The following is a 19,552-nucleotide window of genomic DNA, read 5'->3' as shown; positions in this document are numbered from 1 at the left end:
TTTTTTTAAATGCATATTGATATAACTCGTAATATAATGGAAGCGTTGGAATAATGCCAATTAATTTAAATATAAAAGGTAACCGCTCATCTCCTTCTTCATATAAACGAAAAACAAAAACTGTAGTTAAAGTCCAAATGACGCTAAACAAGAAGATACATTTCCAAACAATTGAGGTTAATATTTGTATATCAAATACAAAACCAAAGAGCCCTATCGAATAGAACTCTTTTTGCCCAATATATTACTTTTGTGTATAACCAAATAACAATGTAAATAAATTGAGCCGTAGAGGCAATAATACATCTCTTCTTTTAAACAGAAAGTTTATAAATACTGACGATACTTCGACAATTTCCTCGGAAATATTTCCTTTCCCCACATAATTTGATACAGTACACATGAATAAACACTTGTATTACATAAAGTGAAACTTTAATCAGTGGGGGTTTTGTTCCTCCCCACTGATTATTAGTTGAACCAATCGGGCTTTTACGGGCAGTTAATCTCCCAACTAACTTCTTTACTTCCACTGAATTTTGAGGTGGGGATCTTACTGACCGTTAATGCGGGATAAACTAAAATAATAACTTACTGTACAAATCAAAAAGCACACTCTTCATATGAAGAATGTGCTTTTATGTTATTAACGTTTAATCCAAACAGCGCCTGCCGATTTATCTTCTGCCTGTCCAACAACTTGGAATTTAAGTCCAAGGTTTGGAACTTTTCTTCCTGCGTCTGCAATTTGCTTGTTACTATATACTTTTGAATCATCAAAAGTTGTAACACCTTGTAATCCAGAATAGTTAAACTGACCACGTGTTAATGAATTTACACTCCATGCTGGTGTTTTATCAAATGAAAATGCAGCATCTGCAATTTGCATGCCCGTATTACCGTATGCTGGTTTTCCGTTTAAATTACCAACTAGCGCTTCTGGATGAGAATCTACAACACCCAGGAATCCTTCACCTGGATGCATCCCAACCCAGTTATCTTTGAAACTATCATCTGCATACCAAACGACAAGGCCTGTATTATACACTGGACCTTTTCCTGCTTTTAAACCATTATCTGATCCCGCATAGTTTCTCCACTCTAAGTAGTAATAATGAGCTTTCTTCTCTGTCCCATCAGAAACAACAAAACCATTTAAATTCATTTTAGACTGTCCTTCTACATCATCAGAAAATACAACTTGTCCATCAACAGTTACATTTACATTATCCATCGCAAAACCTTTATATGTTACAGCCGGATCTGTAATATAGTCGAATTGTAGTTTCACTTTTTTGCCTTTAAATTGACTTAAATCATATGATTTATCAATCCATTTCCCATCTGTTGTATCTTTATCTCCTTGGACTACTTTTTCCCCAAGTCTATCAATTAATGTTTTCGTTCCATCTTCTGTTACTGCATGTACTTCGACGAAATCGCACTCTGCTTCTAACTCATAATTTGCTTTATAATCGAATTTTGCATTTGTTCCTTTCGTTAAATCAAAGAATGGTGTCTCTAACGTTGTATGCATATCATCGCCTCTTGTACTATAATATGCATGCTTTCCAAACTCCGGTTTAATCGTTTCAACACTTTTACCTGGTAAGTTAACACGTACAACGCCTGGACGATTTGATTTCGTAACACTTTGATCAATATAGGTAGGAACTCCCACACCACTCTTAATTTTATCGTAATCTACTTCTAATATTTTTGCCCAGTTGCCACCTATATTCTTTTGTAAGAAATCTTTATTTTGTGGTGAAAAACTAGTCGGCTCTGTTCCTGCGATTTTCCCTGTCCAACTACCTCCACTCATTAATGACCAAGCTTCGACTGGTGAACCATTTCCAGTATATTTCGTGTCATATTCATCTGGTAATCCAAGATCATGTCCAAATTCATGTGCAAACACACCTACAGCTCCATCTTCTGGTTCAATTGTGTAATCATGTGCTGCTACTTTACCACCAAAGTAATCTACCTTTGATTTCGTACCTTCAATCGCTACTGGATCTACTGCTAATTTTGAACGATGTGACCAGATTGCATCATCACCTAATTTACCGCCACCAGCTTCTTGACCAACACCAGCATGGATTACCATTAAATGATCAATTACACCGTCAGGTTCATTTTGATTCCCGTCCCCGTTTGTATCATATCTATCAAATTGATCAAACTGGGATAAATCTAGTCCTTTCTCAGCAGCTGCATGCAAAGCTTCTTTCACTAAATCACGTGCACCCTTTGGACCTTTATTATCGTGACCACTGCTACCATCAGCTCCATAATCAGATGCTTTTCCTGGAACAGTTAGCCACTCCGTTACATATCCATCTGTCGTATAACTACCACCAGACTGCTCTTCATAGTATTGTTTAAACGTTTTTACTTTTGAACCATCAAATAAAGTATACGGCTCATTACCGAACAACATCTTTTGATAATGTTCTCTACTAAAGTCTTTCGAATACATATAACCTGGTGTTTGATCAATATTATTATGTTTATAATCACTAAATTCAACGAGTAACACTAATACTTTATCCGATCGAACAGATCCCTTATATGGAGCTTGCTTTGCTTTTGAAGTTGGAACTTGCCCATTCAATTGCTTTTTATTTGGTTCTGGCTTTTGCTCAAGGCTAACATTTTTTTCAGCCTTTTTTACATTTTCCTTTTCTTCCATCTTTTTCTCTTTTACTTTTTTTGTGAAATCAGACGTTTCTTGTGAGTGAGCATCTGGAAGAATTTCTTTATTCGCCTGATCTCCTTGTTTCTTTTCAATATATTGCTCGACAGCTTTTTTCGTCTCTTCTTTAGAAGATGCTGGATTAATTGTTCCTCTTTCTTTCAGTGCTTCCGCTAAACGATCTTCTTGAATTAAATTGTAATCAATTGGTGTTGTAGATACATTATCTTTCTCTTTTGCTGGCGTTTCTGCGTATGTTAATGGAGCACTCATTACAGATGTGCATCCGATAATTGCCGCAATTGCTAATGACGATAACACTTTAAATGGCGCTTTTCTTCTCATTCCATTTCTCTCCTTTTATAAAACTTAAAATTCAGATAAATAAGTACATTTTTGTCGAAATCCCCGTTTACTACCCTCCCTATATAAAAAGGCATAATTCTATAAACGTTAAGCTTTCTGTTATAGAATCATGCCCTCCAGTTTTCTGGTCAGACCCTCTATCTTTTTATCCCTTGGTTCAATTAATAATCAGTGTGGGGATGAACAAAGCCCCCACTGATTAAAGTTTCACTTTATATCGAAATATGAAAAATAAAGAGTTATGTGATATATATTAAATATCTTATATAACAAATTTAAAAGACAATATGCAAAATTGCATGAAAATTCTTTTAAATAAAAAAGAATCCTAGTCAATTAAACTAGGATTCTTGCTTTTCTATTATTTCTCTTGTGTTTTTTCCCAATCAGCTAAGAATTTCTCAATTCCTTGATCTGTTAATGGGTGCTTCACTAATGAAGCAATTACGTTTGCTGGGATTGTTGCAATATGTGCACCGTTTAATGCTGCGTCAGTTACGTGAACACTGTGACGTACAGATGCTGCAATGATTTCTGTTTCGATGCCATGAATCGCAAAGATTTCTGCGATTTGACGAATTAAGTCCATACCGTTATGACCGATATCGTCTAAGCGACCTAAGAATGGTGAAACATATGTTGCACCAGCACGAGCTGCAAGTAACGCTTGAACTGCTGAGAATACTAATGTAACGTTTGTACGAATTCCTAAGTCAGAGAATGCTTTTACTGCTTTTAAACCTTCTGTTGTCATTGGAACTTTTACAACAACGTTTGGAGCAATTTTCGCTAATTCTTTTCCTTCTTCAATCATTTTATCAGCTTCTAAGCTAATTACTTCTGCACTTACAGGACCTTCTACAACGTTGCAAATTTCACGAATGCGCTCGTGAAAATCTACGCCTTCTTTTGCTACAAGTGATGGATTTGTCGTTACTCCAGCTAATACGCCTAATGCATTTGCCTCTTTAATTTCGTTAATGTTTGCTGTATCAATAAAGAATTTCATTTGTTGTTCTTCCTTCCTAATTTTCATTTTATATTTATTTATTTTTCTTAATAAGCTCTAATTCAATCGGAATAGATTTGTCCACTTTTTTACCTTGTGTTATCTCTTTTGCTGTTTGCATCGCCTTCTCTCCGATTAATTCTGGTTTTTGAGCGACTGTTGCAGCCATACGCCCATCGTTAACCGCTTTCACAGCATCTTCTGTTGCATCAAATCCAACAACTACTACATCTGTTTTTCCAGCAGACTTCAACGCTTCAAGTGCACCTAATGCCATCTCGTCGTTATGAGCAAATACGGCTTTAATATCGCTATTTGCTTGCAAAATGTTTTCCATAACAGATAATCCTTTCGCCCTATCAAAATCAGCCGCTTGTTTTGCAACTACTTTTAAAGACTTATCGGCTACGTTATGGAATCCTTTCCCACGTTCACGAGCGGCAGAGGATCCAGGGATTCCTTCTAACTCAGCAACGTTTGCTCCTTCGCCGACTAATTCACGAATGTAATCACTAGCCATTTGACCACCTTCGATATTATTAGATGCAATGTGAGAAACAACCTTACCTGAATTCGCAACGCGGTCTACTGTAATAACAGGAACATTTGCTGCGTTTGCTGCACTTACTGCTGAAGCAACAGCATCTGAATCGGTCGGATTAATAACAACTACATCGACACCCTTTTGAATTAAATCTTCAACATCGTTCGTTTGCTTTGCTGCATCATTTTGCGCATCAACAGCAATCAATTCGATGCCACTATCTTTCGCTTTCTTTTCTGCCCCCTTTTTCAAAGTTACAAAGAAGGGATTATTTAAAGTTGAAACAGAGAATCCAACTTTAATAGTTTTATTTCGACCTTTATCGCTAGAATCCTTTGCCCATTCTGGTGGTTCCATTGAACAACCAGCAGTAACGACCATAATACATGCAACGAGTATAAGTAACCATTTCTTCATGAACTGTCCCTCCATTACGCTTCTTTTCTGCGATCAATTAATACAGCTAGTAAGATTACAAGTCCTTTTACAACTTGTTGGAAGAAAGAAGATACACCTAATAAATTTAAACCGTTATTTAGTACACCAATAATAAGTACACCGATGAATGTACCAACAATCCATCCTCTTCCCCCAGAAAGACTTGTTCCACCTAATACAACTGCTGCAATTGCATCTAATTCGTAAGAAGTACCTGCAGTCGGCTGTGCAGAATCTAATCGTGATGTTAAGACAATACCTGCAAGCGCTGCCAAAATTCCGGAAAGACCGTAAATCATTACTTTAATTCTCGTAACATTAATACCTGATAGTGCTGCTGCTTCTTCATTTCCACCAATTGCAAATGTACGACGGCCAAATGTCGTTTTCTTCAAAATGAAGTACAGTACTGCGAAAGCGATCATCATTGTAACAGCTGGTACCGGAATACCAAGAAAATAACCGCGGCCAAACATTTGGAACATTAAATGATCACCAAGACCAGTGATCGGACGTCCGTCCATATAAACAAGCGTCAACCCACGAAAAATAGTCATTGTTGCTAAAGTTGCAATAAATGGAGCTACTTTTCCTTTCGCAATGATGATACCGTTTACAATTCCCATTACAAGACCTGCTAATAGTCCAACTGCCATTGCAAGGAACGGATCCATGCCACTTGCCATCATTCCAGCAACAAGTGCACTTGATAATGCTAAAATAGAACCTACCGATAAGTCAATACCCCCTGTTAAAATTACGAAGGTCATTCCGAATGCAATAAGCGCATTAATCGATACTTGACGCAGTATATTAAATAAATTTGGAATTTCAATAAACGCTGGATTTAAAGCTGTAATTACGACGATAATTAATACTAAACCGATTAAAGAACCGAGTTGTTGTAATACATTCCCCTTCTTAGCCATCCTTACTCTCCCCCTGTAGCTAGTGCCATAATAGACTCTTGTGATGCCTCATCTTTCCCTAAAATTCCGCCGACTTTTCCTTCATGAATAACAAGAACTCGATCACTCATCCCTAAAACTTCCGGAAGCTCAGATGATACCATAATAACGGCATCGCCTTGCTCTGTAAGCTTATTCATAATAGAGTAAATTTCTTTTTTCGCTCCAACATCAACACCCCTTGTTGGCTCATCTAAAATGAGTAATTGCGGATGAATGCCTAGCCATTTTGCGATTACAATCTTTTGCTGATTTCCACCAGAAAGAGATTTCACTGCCTGCTCTCCGCTAGATGCTTTCACATTAAGAAGCTTCATCATATCCTCTGTAAACTGTTGTTCTAGCTCGTTGCTTAGAACACTTCCCTTTGAAAGACTTTCTAAATTTGGTAAAGCTAAATTTTCTCGAATTGAAAAATCTAACACTAATCCTTCAGACTTTCTATCTTCTGTAATGAAAGCAATTCTTTGTCTAATTGCATCTATTGGACTATCAATCTTTACTTCTTGTCCATTTATAAAAATTTGTCCAGAGTCTAAAGGTTCATAACCAAATATCGCTTTCATAATATCAGTGCGACCAGCCCCCATCAAACCAGCTACACCAAGGATTTCACCTTTCCTCACTTGAAACGAAACATTTTCAAATTTCCCTTTCTTCGTTCCGTTACGCATTTCAAAAATGACATCACCAATTTGACTATTTCGCTCTGGGTAACGTTCACCAATGCTGCGCCCCACCATCATACTCACTACTTCATCAAATGATGTTTCTGGAATTAATCTCTTTCCGACGAATTCTCCATCACGCAAAATCGTAATAGCATCACATATTGAGAAAATCTCTTCCATACGATGCGAAATGTACACGAATGAAACACCTTCTTTACGTAACTTATTGATTACTGTAAAGAGCGTTTCGATTTCACGATCCGTCAGTGCCGCAGTAGGTTCATCCATAATAATAACGCTCGCGTTTGTCATTAATGCTTTCGCAATTTCGATAATTTGCTGTTGTCCAACCGATAATTCCTCTGCTAACATAGCGCCTCTTACATGCAACCCTAACTCCGCTAGTTGCTGCTGCGCAATCGCGTTCATTTGTCGAGTGCGTAAAATACCTGTTTTCCCATACATTAACTCTTTACCGAGAAACATATTTTCAGCTACTGTTAAATTCGGCAATATGTTTAGTTCTTGATGTATAAATGCGATGCCGTACTCTTCAGCTTCTTTCGCATTTTTAAAGGTGCGCTCTTGCCCATCAATCGTGATTGTCCCACCATCTTTTTTGTATACACCTGTTAAAATCTTCATGAGCGTTGATTTACCCGCTCCATTTTCCCCCATCAATGCATGGACTTCTCCTGTTTCAATCATAAACTGTGCATTCTTCAAAACAGGATTTCCATTGAACGCCTTTGAAATGTTTTTCATTTCAATATGCATTCCCATCACTTCCCTTTATTAAAAAATCACGCCTGCATGTAAAATTACATTTGCATAAGGCGTAGCCTCGCCTGTACGAATAATCGCCTTCGCTTTCTTTGTATGCTCTTTAAATTGCTCATGAGATACATACTCAAATGCTGGCTCTATTAATTTCTGCTCTATTTCTTTATTTACTTCCGCATTATTTATAATGACTTCTTCTGCTAACGTCACTTTTTCGATTGCCATATCATCAGCTACCACTTGCAATACATCTAAAAAGCTAGGTTTTCCAATTTCAACAGCTAAATCAATTCTTTTTACTCCGTCCGGAATTGGTAAACCGCAATCAGCAATTACAATCGTATCCGTATGCCCAAGTGAAGCAAGGATTGATGCAATCTCACTGTTTAATACGCCGTGCTTCTTCATCCAACAATCACCTGCACTTCACGTACTCGATCTCTCGTTGGCATACCGCCTTGCGCCCCAAGTTTCGTTACAGAAAGACCACCGGCAATATTCGCGAAACGAATTGCTTTTTGAAGTGTCTCTCCTTCAGAAAGTGCAACTGCTAACGCACCATTAAATGTATCACCAGCTCCAGTTGTATCCACTACATCAACAGCAATGCTAGGAACATGTACAATCTCCGTGCCATTATGGAAACGAACACCGTTAGAACCTTCTGTCATCAATAATTTATTGGGATACTTCGCCAATAAATCTTCAATTGGTGATGTAAAATCATCTAATACGATGCGGCACTCATGTTCATTTGGCGTAATATAAGTCGCCTTTTCTAAAATGTCTTCTGATAAAACTTGTGCTGGCGCTGGATTCAACATAACAGGAATATTATGTTCCTCACAAATAGCCAATACATATTTTACTGTTTCAAGTGGAATTTCTAGTTGAAGAACAACCATATCCGCTTTTACAAGAAGGTCTTTGGAGCGATCTACAACTGACTTATTTACAAGAGCATTTGCCCCTTGTACGACAACAATACTGTTATCTTCTTCTGCTAAAACGATATGAGCAATTCCTGTCGTTCTATCTGTAACCGGTACCACATAATCGATAAAAATGCGTTCGTTCTCTAGATTTTTTCTAACTACTGTTCCATAATCATCATTTCCTACCGCTCCAACCATTGCTACATTTGCTCCTAATCTAGCTGCAGCAACTGCTTGGTTTGCTCCTTTCCCTCCTGGGATTGTATGAAACGCTTCACCAATTACTGTTTCTCCTGCTTTCGGCCGTTTTTTTGAAACAGCCACTAAATCCATTGAAATGCTTCCTACTACTGCAATATTTGGCATCTGTTTCATCTCCTTACTTCGTTGTATTTCGTTCTATAATTTCGATCGGCAAACGATAGTGTTTCTCTTCTAATGTATTTCCTTCCATTTGCTCTAACAACAACTCTGTTGCAATTTTCCCCATTTCATATATCGGTTGTGCAACTGTTGTAATAGATGGATACATCATTTCCGTTAAAGAAATTCCATCAAATCCGATAATTTGTAAATCATTTGGAATGACAATCCCCTTTTGAAGTGCAGCCTTTACAATACCAATCGCAATTAAATCATTCCCAGCAACAATACCATCAATATGCGGGTATTCTTCTAATAATTCCATCGCTACACGCTCACTATTTGCTGGATCAAACGTACTCTCTGCAATCATATACGAAAGATTATTTTGCGTAATAACGTCTACAAAACCTTCAAAACGTTCATTTGCAGTACTCACATCACGTGGACCGCGAATATGTGCAATATGTTTACATCCTTTATCTAGTAACAACTTTGTCGCAGCCTGACTTCCTGCATAGTTATCTGCATATACAGTAGGAATACGCTCATTAAACATACGGTCAATCGCAACAATTGGAATAGATAAATTCATGTAATTAACACTATTTTGTGGATTCGTTGCTACAATAAATCCATCTACATTATTTTGTCTAAGCACATCAATATATTGTTTCTCTTTTTCTAAACTTTCATCAGAGTTACAAAGGACAACTGTGTAACCTTGTTTATGTGCTACATCTTCTACGGCACGTGCAACTTCCGGAAAGAATGGATTCACGATATTTGGAACAACTAAGCCAATTAAACGAGACTTTTTATTATACAGTGAACGCGCTACTGTACTAGGCTTATAATCTAACATCTCAATTGCACGTTCTACCTTTTTTAATGTATCTTCGTGAACATATCCATTTTTATTTAGAACTCTGGAAACGGTCGCAACAGATACTCCCGCTAATTTCGCAACGTCTTTGATCGTACTCATTCTCTTTTCTCCTCATTTCATGTAACCGTTTACAGAAAATAATATAACGTATTTCTAAAAATACGTCAATCATTTCTCACTAAAAAGCTTTTAAGGTTATACTCAAAAAAGCACCGCCATAAGGCGATGCTTCTTCATTACGAGTATGATACAGTTTTTTCTTTTTCTTCTACAGCAGGCTCTTTAGCATCTTTTTTACGATCTGACAATTTAATTTTTTGTAAGAAAATCGTAAAGATGGCACCTACTACGATAAATACTAATCCTGTTAAGAATACAGTATGAAGCGAGTCTACTAAAGAGTTTTTCAAAATAGGTACAATACTGTTAGCGAACGCTTCTGACATTTGTTTTAATGCCTCTGGGCTAAATAGCATTGAATATAAACCTTGTGGATCTGTGTGAATCATATCTTTAAATTTCGTTACCATTTGTCCCGCTTCTTTCGGGAATGTATCTAATACAGGTACTAAATTCTTTGTTAATGTCGCACCTGAAGTGTTATTCATAATTGATCCTAAAATTGTAATACCAAATGTACCACCGATTTGTCGGAAGAACTGACTTGATGATGTTACAACACCAAGGTCTTTTTTCGGGAAGCTTTCTTGTAACGCTAATGTTAATGTCGGCATTACAAGACCCATTCCTAAACCGATAACCATCATATAAGAAGTAGCTGTAAGCTTCGTTGTGTGCATATCCATCGTTGTTAATAACCAGAAACCACCGGCCATAATAAGCATACCTGCGATAATTTGTGGTTTTACACCAACTTTTAATACAAGTTGCCCACCGATAATACTCATCACAATCATTGTAATCATCATTGGAGTCATAATTGTTCCTGATTCAGCAGCACTTACTCCTACAATACCTTGCATGAAGAATGGTACGAACATAATCGCGCCGAACATTCCAATACTCATAAAGAATCCAATCGCATTCAGTATTGTAAATGTGCGATTTTTAAAGAAATGCATTGGTAAAATTGGCTCTTCAGCTTTCGTTTCAACGATAACAAAGCTAACGATACCAATTACAGCTAGTGCAAATAAACCGATAATTTGCCAAGAATCCCATGCATAATCTTTTCCACCAAACGTTAGCGCAAGTAATAAACTTACAACACCGAGAATCATCGTAAAGATTCCAGCGATATCGATTTTAATTGGTCCTGTTTGTTTATGTGATTTTAATCCCATTGCAATAAAGATTGTTGCTAAAATACCAACCGGTAAGTTAATGTAGAATACCCATCTCCAGTTCACTGCATCTACAATCCAACCACCAACTTGTGGTCCAATTACAGAAGCAAGGCCGTATAACGCCCCAAAAATACCTTGCCATTTCGCACGTTCTTTTCCCGTGAACATATCTCCAATAATAATCATAGCCATTGGCATCATAATACCGCCACCAAGACCTTGAATACCACGGAAAATAATTAATTCTGTCATACCATTTGCCATACCACATAACGCCGAACCAATCATGAAAATAACTAGCCCTGTTATATATACGTTACGACGACCAAGTAAATCAGCTAATTTACCTGCAATTGGTACAACTGTCGTTGATGTTAACATATAAGCTGTTGTTAACCATGTCATTAAGCTTAATCCACCTAGGTCACCGACGATACGTGGCATTGCTGTACCGACAATTGTTCCATCTAATGCAGCAAATAGCATCGCGATAATTAAACCGATTAACAACAACTTTCTATTTTGATTTTCTTGTTGCTCCATGTAATCTCCTCAATTCCTCTTAGTTATTCTCTTTTTTCTCTTGTGTCCCGCAAATAATGGTTTCTAACTTCTCAAAGAGACGTAATAAATCTTCTCTTTCTTGCAACTCTAAATGTGAAAAGTATTTTGCAATATGCTCGTTACGAGCTGTCATTGCCTCTTCTACTCTAGCTTTCCCCTTTTTCGTTAACTCGATGATGACAACGCGACGGTCATCTTTGTCGTGATAGCGTTCTACAAGTTCTTGATCGATTAGACGATCAATCATCACTGTAATCGCGCTAGGCTTCACATACATCTTTTTCGCTAATGTTGTCGCTCTTGAAGCCCCATAATGATCTAGAATCTTTAAAATATAAAACTGCGGTGGTGTAAGTCCTGTCGCTTGCATTTGTTCTAATAACTCCGTTTGCATTTTCTTTCCAATCGAAAAGGCAAGAGCTTGAATTTTATCGATATGCGTCATATCATTTGGCATGTTATCCACCTCTTATTTAAACAATAAAATATTTAATGTATTTAAATATTAATCCCACGAATAAAATCCGTCAATACTTTTATTCATAAAAACGTTTACATTTTTGTCACAAAGTTGTATAATTTTCGACGAAGTTAATATTGACAGTCACGGAGAAACGGAGTACACGGCTATGAATCATAAAAAAGGAAACTTTTTTATATTTCATGGCCTTTTTATGTTCTCTGTCTTAAAACGCTTCGAATTAATTAGGGGAGGATTTTCATTTTATGTTTTTCACACAATTATTTAAACCTGCGCCCCACGCGGAACGCTTACCAGCTGATCGCGTTGATAGCGAATACCGTAAATTACGTTTACAAGTATTCTTAGGTATCTTCATCGGTTATGCAGGTTACTACTTTGTTCGAAAAAACTTTTCACTAGCAATGCCATACTTAATCGAGCAAGGCTTTAGTAAAGGGGAACTTGGGGTTATCCTTTCAGCAGTTTCTATTGCTTACGGATTAAGTAAATTTCTTATGGGTATCGTATCCGATCGTTGTAATCCTCGCTACTTTTTAGCAGCTGGGCTATTTTTATCAGGTATCATTAATATTATTTTCGGCTCATTTTCTTTCATTACAACGAGCATTATACTTATGTTTGTACTTCAGTTTTTAAATGGATGGGTACAAGGTATGGGATGGCCTCCTTGTGGTCGTACGATGGTTCACTGGTTCTCTATTAGCGAACGTGGTACAAAAATGTCCATTTGGAACGTCGCTCATAATGTTGGCGGAGCGCTTATGCCTTCCCTTGTAACATTAGGCTTATACTTCTTCGCAGATGACTGGAAAAGTATTTTTTACTTCCCAGGTATTCTTTCAATTTTAGTTGGTATTTATGTATTAATTACGATGAAAGATACGCCTCAATCTTGCGGACTACCTTCTATTGAAGAACATACTGGGGAATATCCACCAGATGAAAAAGTAAAAGATCGCGAACGCGAGCTTTCAGTAAAGGAAATTTTATTTAAATACGTATTAAACAATAAGTTTTTATGGTACATCGCTATTGCGAACGTTTTCGTATATTTCGTACGTTACGGCGTTGTAGACTGGGCTCCTACTTATTTAGTAGAAGAAAAAAGCTTTACTCATAGTAGCTCACGTACTGCTTACGCTCTATATGAATGGGCTGGTATTCCAGGTACACTTCTTTGCGGATGGATGAGTGATAAACTATTTAAAGGACGTCGTGCACCTGCTGGTATTTTATTTATGGTTGGTGTATTTATCGCAGTTCTTGTTTACTGGTTAAACCCTCCTGGTAATCCAATGGTTGATAGTATCGCACTTGTCGCAATTGGATTTTTAATTTACGGACCGGTTATGTTAATTGGTCTACACGCTCTAGATTTAGCACCAAAGAAAGCTGCTGGAACTGCAGCAGGCTTAACTGGATTCTTCGGTTACTTAGGCGGAGCAGCTTTCGCTAGTGCAGCTATGGGCTTTATCGTAGATGCATTCGGATGGGATGGCGGATTCATCTTATTACTTGCATCTTGCGTACTTGCAATGTTCTTCCTTGCTCTTACTTTAAATACAGGGTCAGTAAAATCAAAACAAGCTTAAATAACATATAACAAGCATAAAAATAGCTCTTAGCATTTACATACATGCTAAGAGCTATTTTTTATTTTCATTGCTGTTCCTACTAATGATAACAACCAATTCCTTCCCTACTATAAAATTAAAAGATTTGATGAAACACCTTTATTAAAACAGCTAACGTAACAGATGCAGCAAATCCCCCTAAACAAATAAGACCGACACCTTGGCTATATGACAAATTTTGAAATGATTTCATTGCTTCCATCCTCCCTATCTCCCCTTTGATACTTTTATTTTACCAATGGGAAAAATTTCATAACATCGATTTCTCTAACAACTAACTTACAAATTTGTAAGTTAACATCTTTTCAACTTATATATCTAGTATTTCCACAAATAAGAGTCATTTATACATAAAAAAAGACCTCAGTTATACTAAGATCTTCGTTACATTCTATTTCATTTTACAATCATCACTGGACATTTCACACGCTTTGCTATTTTATGACTTACACTTCCCAGCACCATTTCTTGCAATGTATTTAACCCTCTACTCCCAGCAATAACAAGATCTATATCTCCTGTATTTACGTATTGAACAATTGTATCTCCAGGATCACCATGTAATATCGTAATTGTATAAGAAATGTTCTCTTTCTTTAATAAACCTTCAATCTCTTTTAATTTATCTTTTCGACTAGCTGATATTGTTTCTAAATCTGTTTGACCTTGTATAATATCTGATTTTGCCGTTCTATTATCTACTACGTACACAACTTCAACATTTGTTTCTTCGCTACATTTTGCAATATATGTTGCATGTTCCGCTGCTCGAAGTGCATGTTCAGAACCGTCACATGCTAATATAATTTGTTTGTACATATGCTGAATCCCCTTTTCGTTATCCTACTCGTATTATATAATAAAGCCCCCTAAAAAGGAGGCTTTTAACTAGCAATTCTTTTATTATAAGTAGCTAAATTTGCAACAAGTTTTGAGCTACGTTCATTTAATCCTGTTATACTTACTTTCACACCACTTTGTTCATACTTCATGATAACTTTATCAATTGATGCCACTGCTGAATCATCCCATACGTGTGCGTGAGTAAAATTCAACTCAATTTCTTTTACATCTTTCTCAAATGAAAAGTGATTTATAAGGTCCGCTGTAGATGCAAAGAAAAGTTGACCATGAATTTCGTATATTTTCTTATTTTCAATATATAAATGTTTCACGTGAATCTTTGCCATATTGAATGCAAATAAAACCGCACTAATTACTGTTCCGATAATTACACCTAATGCTAAATTATGTGTAATTAGGACAATCACAACTGTTACGATCATAACAAATGAGTTTCCTTTTGGTACTTTATGAATTGTTGTTACAGAGTTCCAATCAAACGTTCCGATTGAAACCATAATCATAACTGCAACTAAAGCTGCCATCGGAATATGAACGACATAATCTCCTAAAACGAATAGTAATACGATTAAAAATCCGCCCGCTACAAATGTTGATAGGCGACCTCGTCCACCTGATTTAATATTAATAACAGATTGACCGATCATTGCACAACCTGCCATTCCTCCGAAGAAACCAGCAACAATGTTTGCGATCCCTTGTCCGCGTGCCTCTTTATGCTTATTACTTTCCGTATGCGTCATATCATCTAAAACTGAAGCTGTTAATAATGATTCTAGTAAACCGATAATTGCAAGCATAACTGCATACGGTAAAATAATCCCTAATGTCTCAAGTGTAAAAGGCACGTCAGGAATACTAAAGAACGGTAATTCTTTCGGCAAGCTTCCCATATCTCCTACTGTTTTCAACTGTAATCCGCTCATAAGTGCAATACTCGTCACAATAATAATTGAAATAAGCGTAGAAGGTACAACCGTTGTAATACGTGGAAATAAATATATAATTGCAAGTCCTAATACAACGAGTGCATACATTTGCCAAGTTGCATTTTTAAAATGTGGCAATTGCGCTGTAAAAACTAAAATTCCAAGTGAATTTAAAAAACCACTCATAACAGATTTCGGAACAAACTTCATAAATGAGCTCAGTTTGAACACGCCAAAAATAATTTGGACAATACCTGTTAATATTGTTGTAACAAATAAATATTGCAAACCATAATCTTTAACAAGCGTTACCATTAATAATGCCATTGCACCTGTTGCAGCTGAAATCATTCCAGTTCTCCCGCCAACAAATGAAATGGTAACTGCAATACAAAAGGCTGCGTATAGTCCAACTGTCGGATCCACGCCTGCAATAACAGAGAAGGCTATCGCTTCAGGGATTAATGCTAAAGCAACGACAATTCCTGATAACACGTCCCCTCTCACATTAGAAAACCAGTCATTTTTTATCGTTTGAAACAAAATACCACTCCTCTACTCCTTTATAGTTTGATTTTCTCCATAAGAAAATCTAGCCGACTGCACGAAAGCTATTATATAACGAGTAGAAGATTTTTTGCTATGTAAAAGTTCCCTAAAAAAGATGTTACCTTCGTAGCTTCTTTTTTAGGAAACTTTAAATATACTATCACCTATTGTTGATTTAACGTACAATGATTTCGGATTCTACAGTATGTCAAATGAAGAGAACTTTGTTTGGATGGATGAAAAATGCACATGTAATTCAGTTCATTTAATTGAATAATCCAAGGATCAAGATATTAGCTACCAAGGGAACTCATTTAAAGTTCTATAGATATTTCCACTTCATATATCAGGTTTAGTTTGGATAGTTTAGGATTAGAGGAGTTTATGCTAATTTAATGAAAATAGTAAGAGCACTCTTTCGAGTGCTCATTTTATGCAGATACAGTTGCTTTATTCTTACGGAATATACCCATTAACCCACCGATTAATAGTAATACACCTGGTAATAAGTAAATTATAGAAATACAAATAAATCCACCGATAGCAGCCACAGTCATCATAATACCGCCAACCTTCGCTTTACTTCTTACCATAACAGATCCAACAATTCCTAAGATTGATAGAGCCACAGCTCCCCAACCTAAACCAATAACAGTATTCGCTCCATCAGCTTCAAAAGCAGCTCCCATACCGCCGATCAATAAAGCAACAAATGCACAAATAATACCAAAAATACCTCCAATAAGACCTAATACAAATTCAGCTGTTCTTTTCATTTTAATCTCTCCTTATTTAGCAACTTCAAATTCAAATTTCACTGATTTCTCGTCAAATGTAAATGTAGGTTTAAATGTACCAACAAACTTATCGCCTTCTGGTACATCAAATAACATTTTGTTTGTAATTTGGTTACCTGGCGCAATATTTTCGTTTATAAACGTATTTTCCCCACCAAAGTACTCTTTGAATTGGTTGCCGTTAGTATCAGCAATTTTTAATTCAGAAGTTCCAAAATATATATCTTTTTTGCCATTATTTTTAGCATTAAAAGCGATTTCTAGTACTTTCCCTTTTTCAGCTTTTACGTATTCGTTAGGCTCAACGAATTTAGCTGAACTGAAAGTAAGTTGTAGGCCATTAACTTCTACCGTATCTCCAATTTTATAAATCTTGCTTTCAGCTTTTTCCTTTTTATCTTTCTTTTCAGCCTGTTTAGGAGCATCGTTTTTACTCACTTCTTTAACTTCAGTTTCACCACAAGCAGCTAAACTAAAAGCAAGTGCACCTGTTAAAGCAATAGTACCCAATTTTTTATACATTTCTTTTCCTCCGATTATGTAAAATGTAAGATTTTCGAAACTATCATAACAGAAACAGTTACAACTTTTTTGTCATATTTTGTCGAGAAAAATAAAAAAAGACGCTATATCAGTAGCGTCTTTGCTCATTTTATTAATGTCCACCGTGTCCTTGACCACTTTCCTGAGCAATTTCTAACCTCTCATCTAGTATTCCTTGTGTTTCAAATGAAATATCACTCGTACTTCCTAATAAGAAACCGTGATTATATGGTCCAAGTGTTGGATCATCTTTGAACTTCGGCTGAATGCTTGCAAGGAAGTCATACACTGGTTGTGAAGCTTTACCTTCTTCTAATAATACAACAGGTGCATGTTTACCCATATGTGAAAAAGGTGCCCCAGCAACTGCTAAATCTGGTGTTTTACTTGAAACAAATGATAAACCGTGACCAGGTTTTGTGAATCCCCAGCCAAATTTTGTTTTTTCATCTTTAAATTTAGCGAACGCAATCGAGTTTTCTGTAGGGGTCTCTCCACTAATACGCGTTACTTTCCCGTATTTGCTTAGCTCTTTTTCTACTTCTTTTGAAACAATTTTTTCTGGCCCTAATACATATATATTTGCTTTATCTTTTCTCATTTTTAGTGCCTCTATTGTCGCTTCTGGCACTTTATTCTTTTCTGTATAGAGTAGTGGTTCCGGCATATGAGAAATCCAATTTACAGCGGGGGTTGTATATAAACGTCCTTCTTCTGCAGACGAACCGATAATAACACTATTTGGGTAGCTTCCTGTTATATCGGCATACTCCTTATCAACATCCTTCGCAAATATAGCTGGGTCCGTTTCTTTTATTTGTTTTACTTTATAACCTTTTAATTGTTCAAACGCGCTAGTACCTACATCTCCCATCACCATAATTTGTGTTCCATCTTTCGTTCCGATTGGATTTAATCGTTTTATTTCTTTTAACGTCATTTCCGGTATCTTTTCTTTTTCTATAAATAAAATGGGCCCGTTATTCGGATGATGAATAAGATCTGCACTCGCAATACCTAATTGCCACTCGCTTGCTGGTACTAAAATAACAGCACCTGGCTGGTTCTCCTTATGAGTTGCTGGCCATATCGTTTGCGAAGTTAATACTGCCATTTGCGAAGGATCATTTGTGTTTAATCTCGTTACATTTTTTAAACTTGTCGTTAATAAATCATTAGATGCACCTTGGTTCATTTCTTTTGGCGCCGTTACCTCCTGATTCATTTTCATTTCCTTTTGCTCTGTTTTCTTCTCTTTTGTAGATTCATGATTTTTATGGTCTGTATTCGTTTGTCCGCATGCAGCAAGACCAACTGCTGTAATTATTGTTATCCCAAAAATTCGGGTCATTTTTTTCACTATACCGCCTCCGTATTAATCATTTTTGAGCCAATATGATTACCTAAAATGTAATTTCAACTCCACAATAACAAGCAATTCTGAAGAAATTATGCAGACACATCATAATCTGCACCATTTCTTCATGATTTTGCATTACACTTTAAGTAACGATTATAAATATGGAGGGCTCTCTATGATTGATATACTGCTCGTAGACGATGAACCGAGAATGCTTGAATTATTAACGCTTTATCTTACACCAATTGGATATAACTGCGTATGTGCGACTTCAGGAGAAGAAGCTATTTTACATATAGAAAATCGAAACTTTAAATTTGTTTTACTCGATATTATGATGCCAAAGATGGACGGATGGGAAACGTGCAAAAAAATCCGATCTTTTAGTAACATTCCTATTATTATGGTTACAGCTCGTGATCAAACAGTAGATGTCGTTCAAGGATTAAAAATTGGAGCCGATGATTACGTAACGAAACCTTTCCATGAAGAAGAACTTTTCGCAAGAATTGAAGCCGTTTTAAGACGTACAAATGAACATAAACAAATCCAATATCACGGTATTGTATGGGATGAAACAAAACACTTCGTTTCTGTCCATAATGAAGAACTCCTTCTCACACCAATTGAATTTTCTTTACTCGGATTATTTTTACGCCATGTGAACTACGTATTAAACCGTGATCAGCTCATCGAACGAATTTGGGGATTAAACACAAATACAGAAGATCGCACAGTCGATTCACATATTCGTAATTTACGTGATAAATTGCGAAAAGCAAATTTCCCTATTGATCATCATTTAAAAACCGTGTATGGAATAGGTTATCGATGGATTGATACTGAACAGTAAG

18 protein-coding genes and 1 pseudogene are annotated in these 19,552 nt (G+C 36.5%); 2 read left to right on the top strand and 17 right to left on the bottom strand.

What is annotated here, in order from left to right:
- Positions 1–7: 7 nt before the first annotated feature.
- The 11 genes and pseudogenes from ACTFP3_RS23505 to ACTFP3_RS23455 form a co-directional block, all read right to left on the bottom strand.
- Positions 8–217: pseudogene (locus tag ACTFP3_RS23505) on the bottom strand (hypothetical protein); the annotation flags it as partial.
- Between the two features lie 429 nt (positions 218–646).
- On the bottom strand, positions 647–3,046 hold the full coding sequence (gene inhA2 / locus ACTFP3_RS23500; RefSeq protein WP_088361801.1) for a M6 family metalloprotease immune inhibitor InhA2: 2,400 nt from the start codon (positions 3,044–3,046) through the stop codon (positions 647–649).
- Between the two features lie 382 nt (positions 3,047–3,428).
- Entirely contained in the window at positions 3,429–4,076 is a 648-nt protein-coding gene (fsa, locus tag ACTFP3_RS23495; protein ID WP_000667661.1) for a fructose-6-phosphate aldolase, read from the bottom strand.
- A gap of 34 nt (positions 4,077–4,110) precedes the next feature.
- On the bottom strand, positions 4,111–5,037 hold the full coding sequence (rbsB, locus tag ACTFP3_RS23490; protein WP_000758994.1) for a ribose ABC transporter substrate-binding protein RbsB: 927 nt from the start codon (positions 5,035–5,037) through the stop codon (positions 4,111–4,113).
- Between the two features lie 14 nt (positions 5,038–5,051).
- Positions 5,052–5,987, bottom strand: coding sequence for an ABC transporter permease subunit (locus tag ACTFP3_RS23485; protein WP_001074641.1), 936 nt, complete (start codon positions 5,985–5,987; stop codon positions 5,052–5,054).
- 2 nt (positions 5,988–5,989) lie between these two features.
- Complete coding sequence (rbsA, locus tag ACTFP3_RS23480; protein WP_375365879.1) at positions 5,990–7,474, bottom strand: ribose ABC transporter ATP-binding protein RbsA; 1,485 nt, start codon at positions 7,472–7,474, stop codon at positions 5,990–5,992.
- A gap of 18 nt (positions 7,475–7,492) precedes the next feature.
- Complete coding sequence (rbsD, locus tag ACTFP3_RS23475; RefSeq protein ID WP_048568075.1) at positions 7,493–7,888, bottom strand: D-ribose pyranase; 396 nt, start codon at positions 7,886–7,888, stop codon at positions 7,493–7,495.
- Positions 7,885–8,781 (bottom strand): ribokinase, encoded by an 897-nt coding sequence (gene rbsK / locus ACTFP3_RS23470; protein ID WP_078385301.1) that lies wholly within the window; start codon positions 8,779–8,781, stop codon positions 7,885–7,887. The genes rbsD and rbsK overlap by 4 nt, the downstream gene beginning before the upstream one ends.
- 13 nt (positions 8,782–8,794) lie before the next feature.
- Entirely contained in the window at positions 8,795–9,766 is a 972-nt protein-coding gene (gene rbsR, locus ACTFP3_RS23465; RefSeq protein WP_000104034.1) for a ribose operon transcriptional repressor RbsR, read from the bottom strand.
- Positions 9,767–9,903: 137 nt separating this feature from the next.
- Positions 9,904–11,517 carry an MDR family MFS transporter gene (locus ACTFP3_RS23460; protein WP_440011400.1) on the bottom strand — a complete coding sequence of 538 codons (1,614 nt, stop codon included), beginning with the start codon at positions 11,515–11,517 and terminating at the stop codon, positions 9,904–9,906.
- A gap of 19 nt (positions 11,518–11,536) precedes the next feature.
- Positions 11,537–11,995: a MarR family winged helix-turn-helix transcriptional regulator gene (locus ACTFP3_RS23455; RefSeq protein WP_001132365.1), complete on the bottom strand. Its 459-nt coding sequence runs from the start codon at positions 11,993–11,995 to the stop codon at positions 11,537–11,539.
- Positions 11,996–12,264: 269 nt separating this feature from the next.
- Between ACTFP3_RS23455 and glpT the strand changes: the two genes are divergently transcribed.
- Positions 12,265–13,614, top strand: a complete 1,350-nt coding sequence (gene glpT, locus ACTFP3_RS23450) for a glycerol-3-phosphate transporter (protein WP_000466385.1) — start codon at positions 12,265–12,267, stop codon at positions 13,612–13,614.
- A gap of 118 nt (positions 13,615–13,732) precedes the next feature.
- Here glpT and ACTFP3_RS23445 read toward each other — a convergent pair whose 3' ends face one another.
- From ACTFP3_RS23445 to ACTFP3_RS23420, 6 genes are all read right to left on the bottom strand, one after another.
- Positions 13,733–13,849, bottom strand: coding sequence for a DUF4027 family protein (locus ACTFP3_RS23445; protein ID WP_440011398.1), 117 nt, complete (start codon positions 13,847–13,849; stop codon positions 13,733–13,735).
- A gap of 203 nt (positions 13,850–14,052) precedes the next feature.
- A complete protein-coding gene (locus tag ACTFP3_RS23440) occupies positions 14,053–14,475 on the bottom strand; it encodes a universal stress protein (protein ID WP_000277999.1) in 423 nt (140 codons plus the stop codon).
- Between the two features lie 65 nt (positions 14,476–14,540).
- Positions 14,541–15,992 carry a SulP family inorganic anion transporter gene (locus tag ACTFP3_RS23435; RefSeq protein ID WP_086384871.1) on the bottom strand — a complete coding sequence of 484 codons (1,452 nt, stop codon included), beginning with the start codon at positions 15,990–15,992 and terminating at the stop codon, positions 14,541–14,543.
- A 437-nt stretch (positions 15,993–16,429) separates the two neighbouring features.
- The gene (locus tag ACTFP3_RS23430) at positions 16,430–16,774 is read right to left on the bottom strand and encodes a DUF4064 domain-containing protein (protein ID WP_025710086.1); all 345 of its coding nucleotides are present in this window, start codon (positions 16,772–16,774) and stop codon (positions 16,430–16,432) included.
- A 12-nt stretch (positions 16,775–16,786) separates the two neighbouring features.
- Entirely contained in the window at positions 16,787–17,317 is a 531-nt protein-coding gene (locus tag ACTFP3_RS23425; protein ID WP_000277056.1) for a DUF4352 domain-containing protein, read from the bottom strand.
- A gap of 133 nt (positions 17,318–17,450) precedes the next feature.
- Entirely contained in the window at positions 17,451–18,698 is a 1,248-nt protein-coding gene (locus ACTFP3_RS23420; RefSeq protein ID WP_324655560.1) for a cell wall-binding repeat-containing protein, read from the bottom strand.
- A gap of 175 nt (positions 18,699–18,873) precedes the next feature.
- Here ACTFP3_RS23420 and ACTFP3_RS23415 point away from each other — a divergent pair, with 175 nt between their 5' ends.
- Positions 18,874–19,551 (top strand): response regulator transcription factor, encoded by a 678-nt coding sequence (locus ACTFP3_RS23415; protein ID WP_006918011.1) that lies wholly within the window; start codon positions 18,874–18,876, stop codon positions 19,549–19,551.
- Position 19,552: the final 1 nt, after the last annotated feature.

This window comes from Bacillus cereus group sp. MYBK5-2 (assembly GCF_051915685.1).
Taxonomy (GTDB): Bacteria; Bacillota; Bacilli; order Bacillales; family Bacillaceae_G; genus Bacillus_A; species Bacillus_A cereus.
The sequence above is the reverse complement of the archived record's forward strand: the minus strand, read 5'-3'. Positions and strand labels throughout refer to the sequence as shown.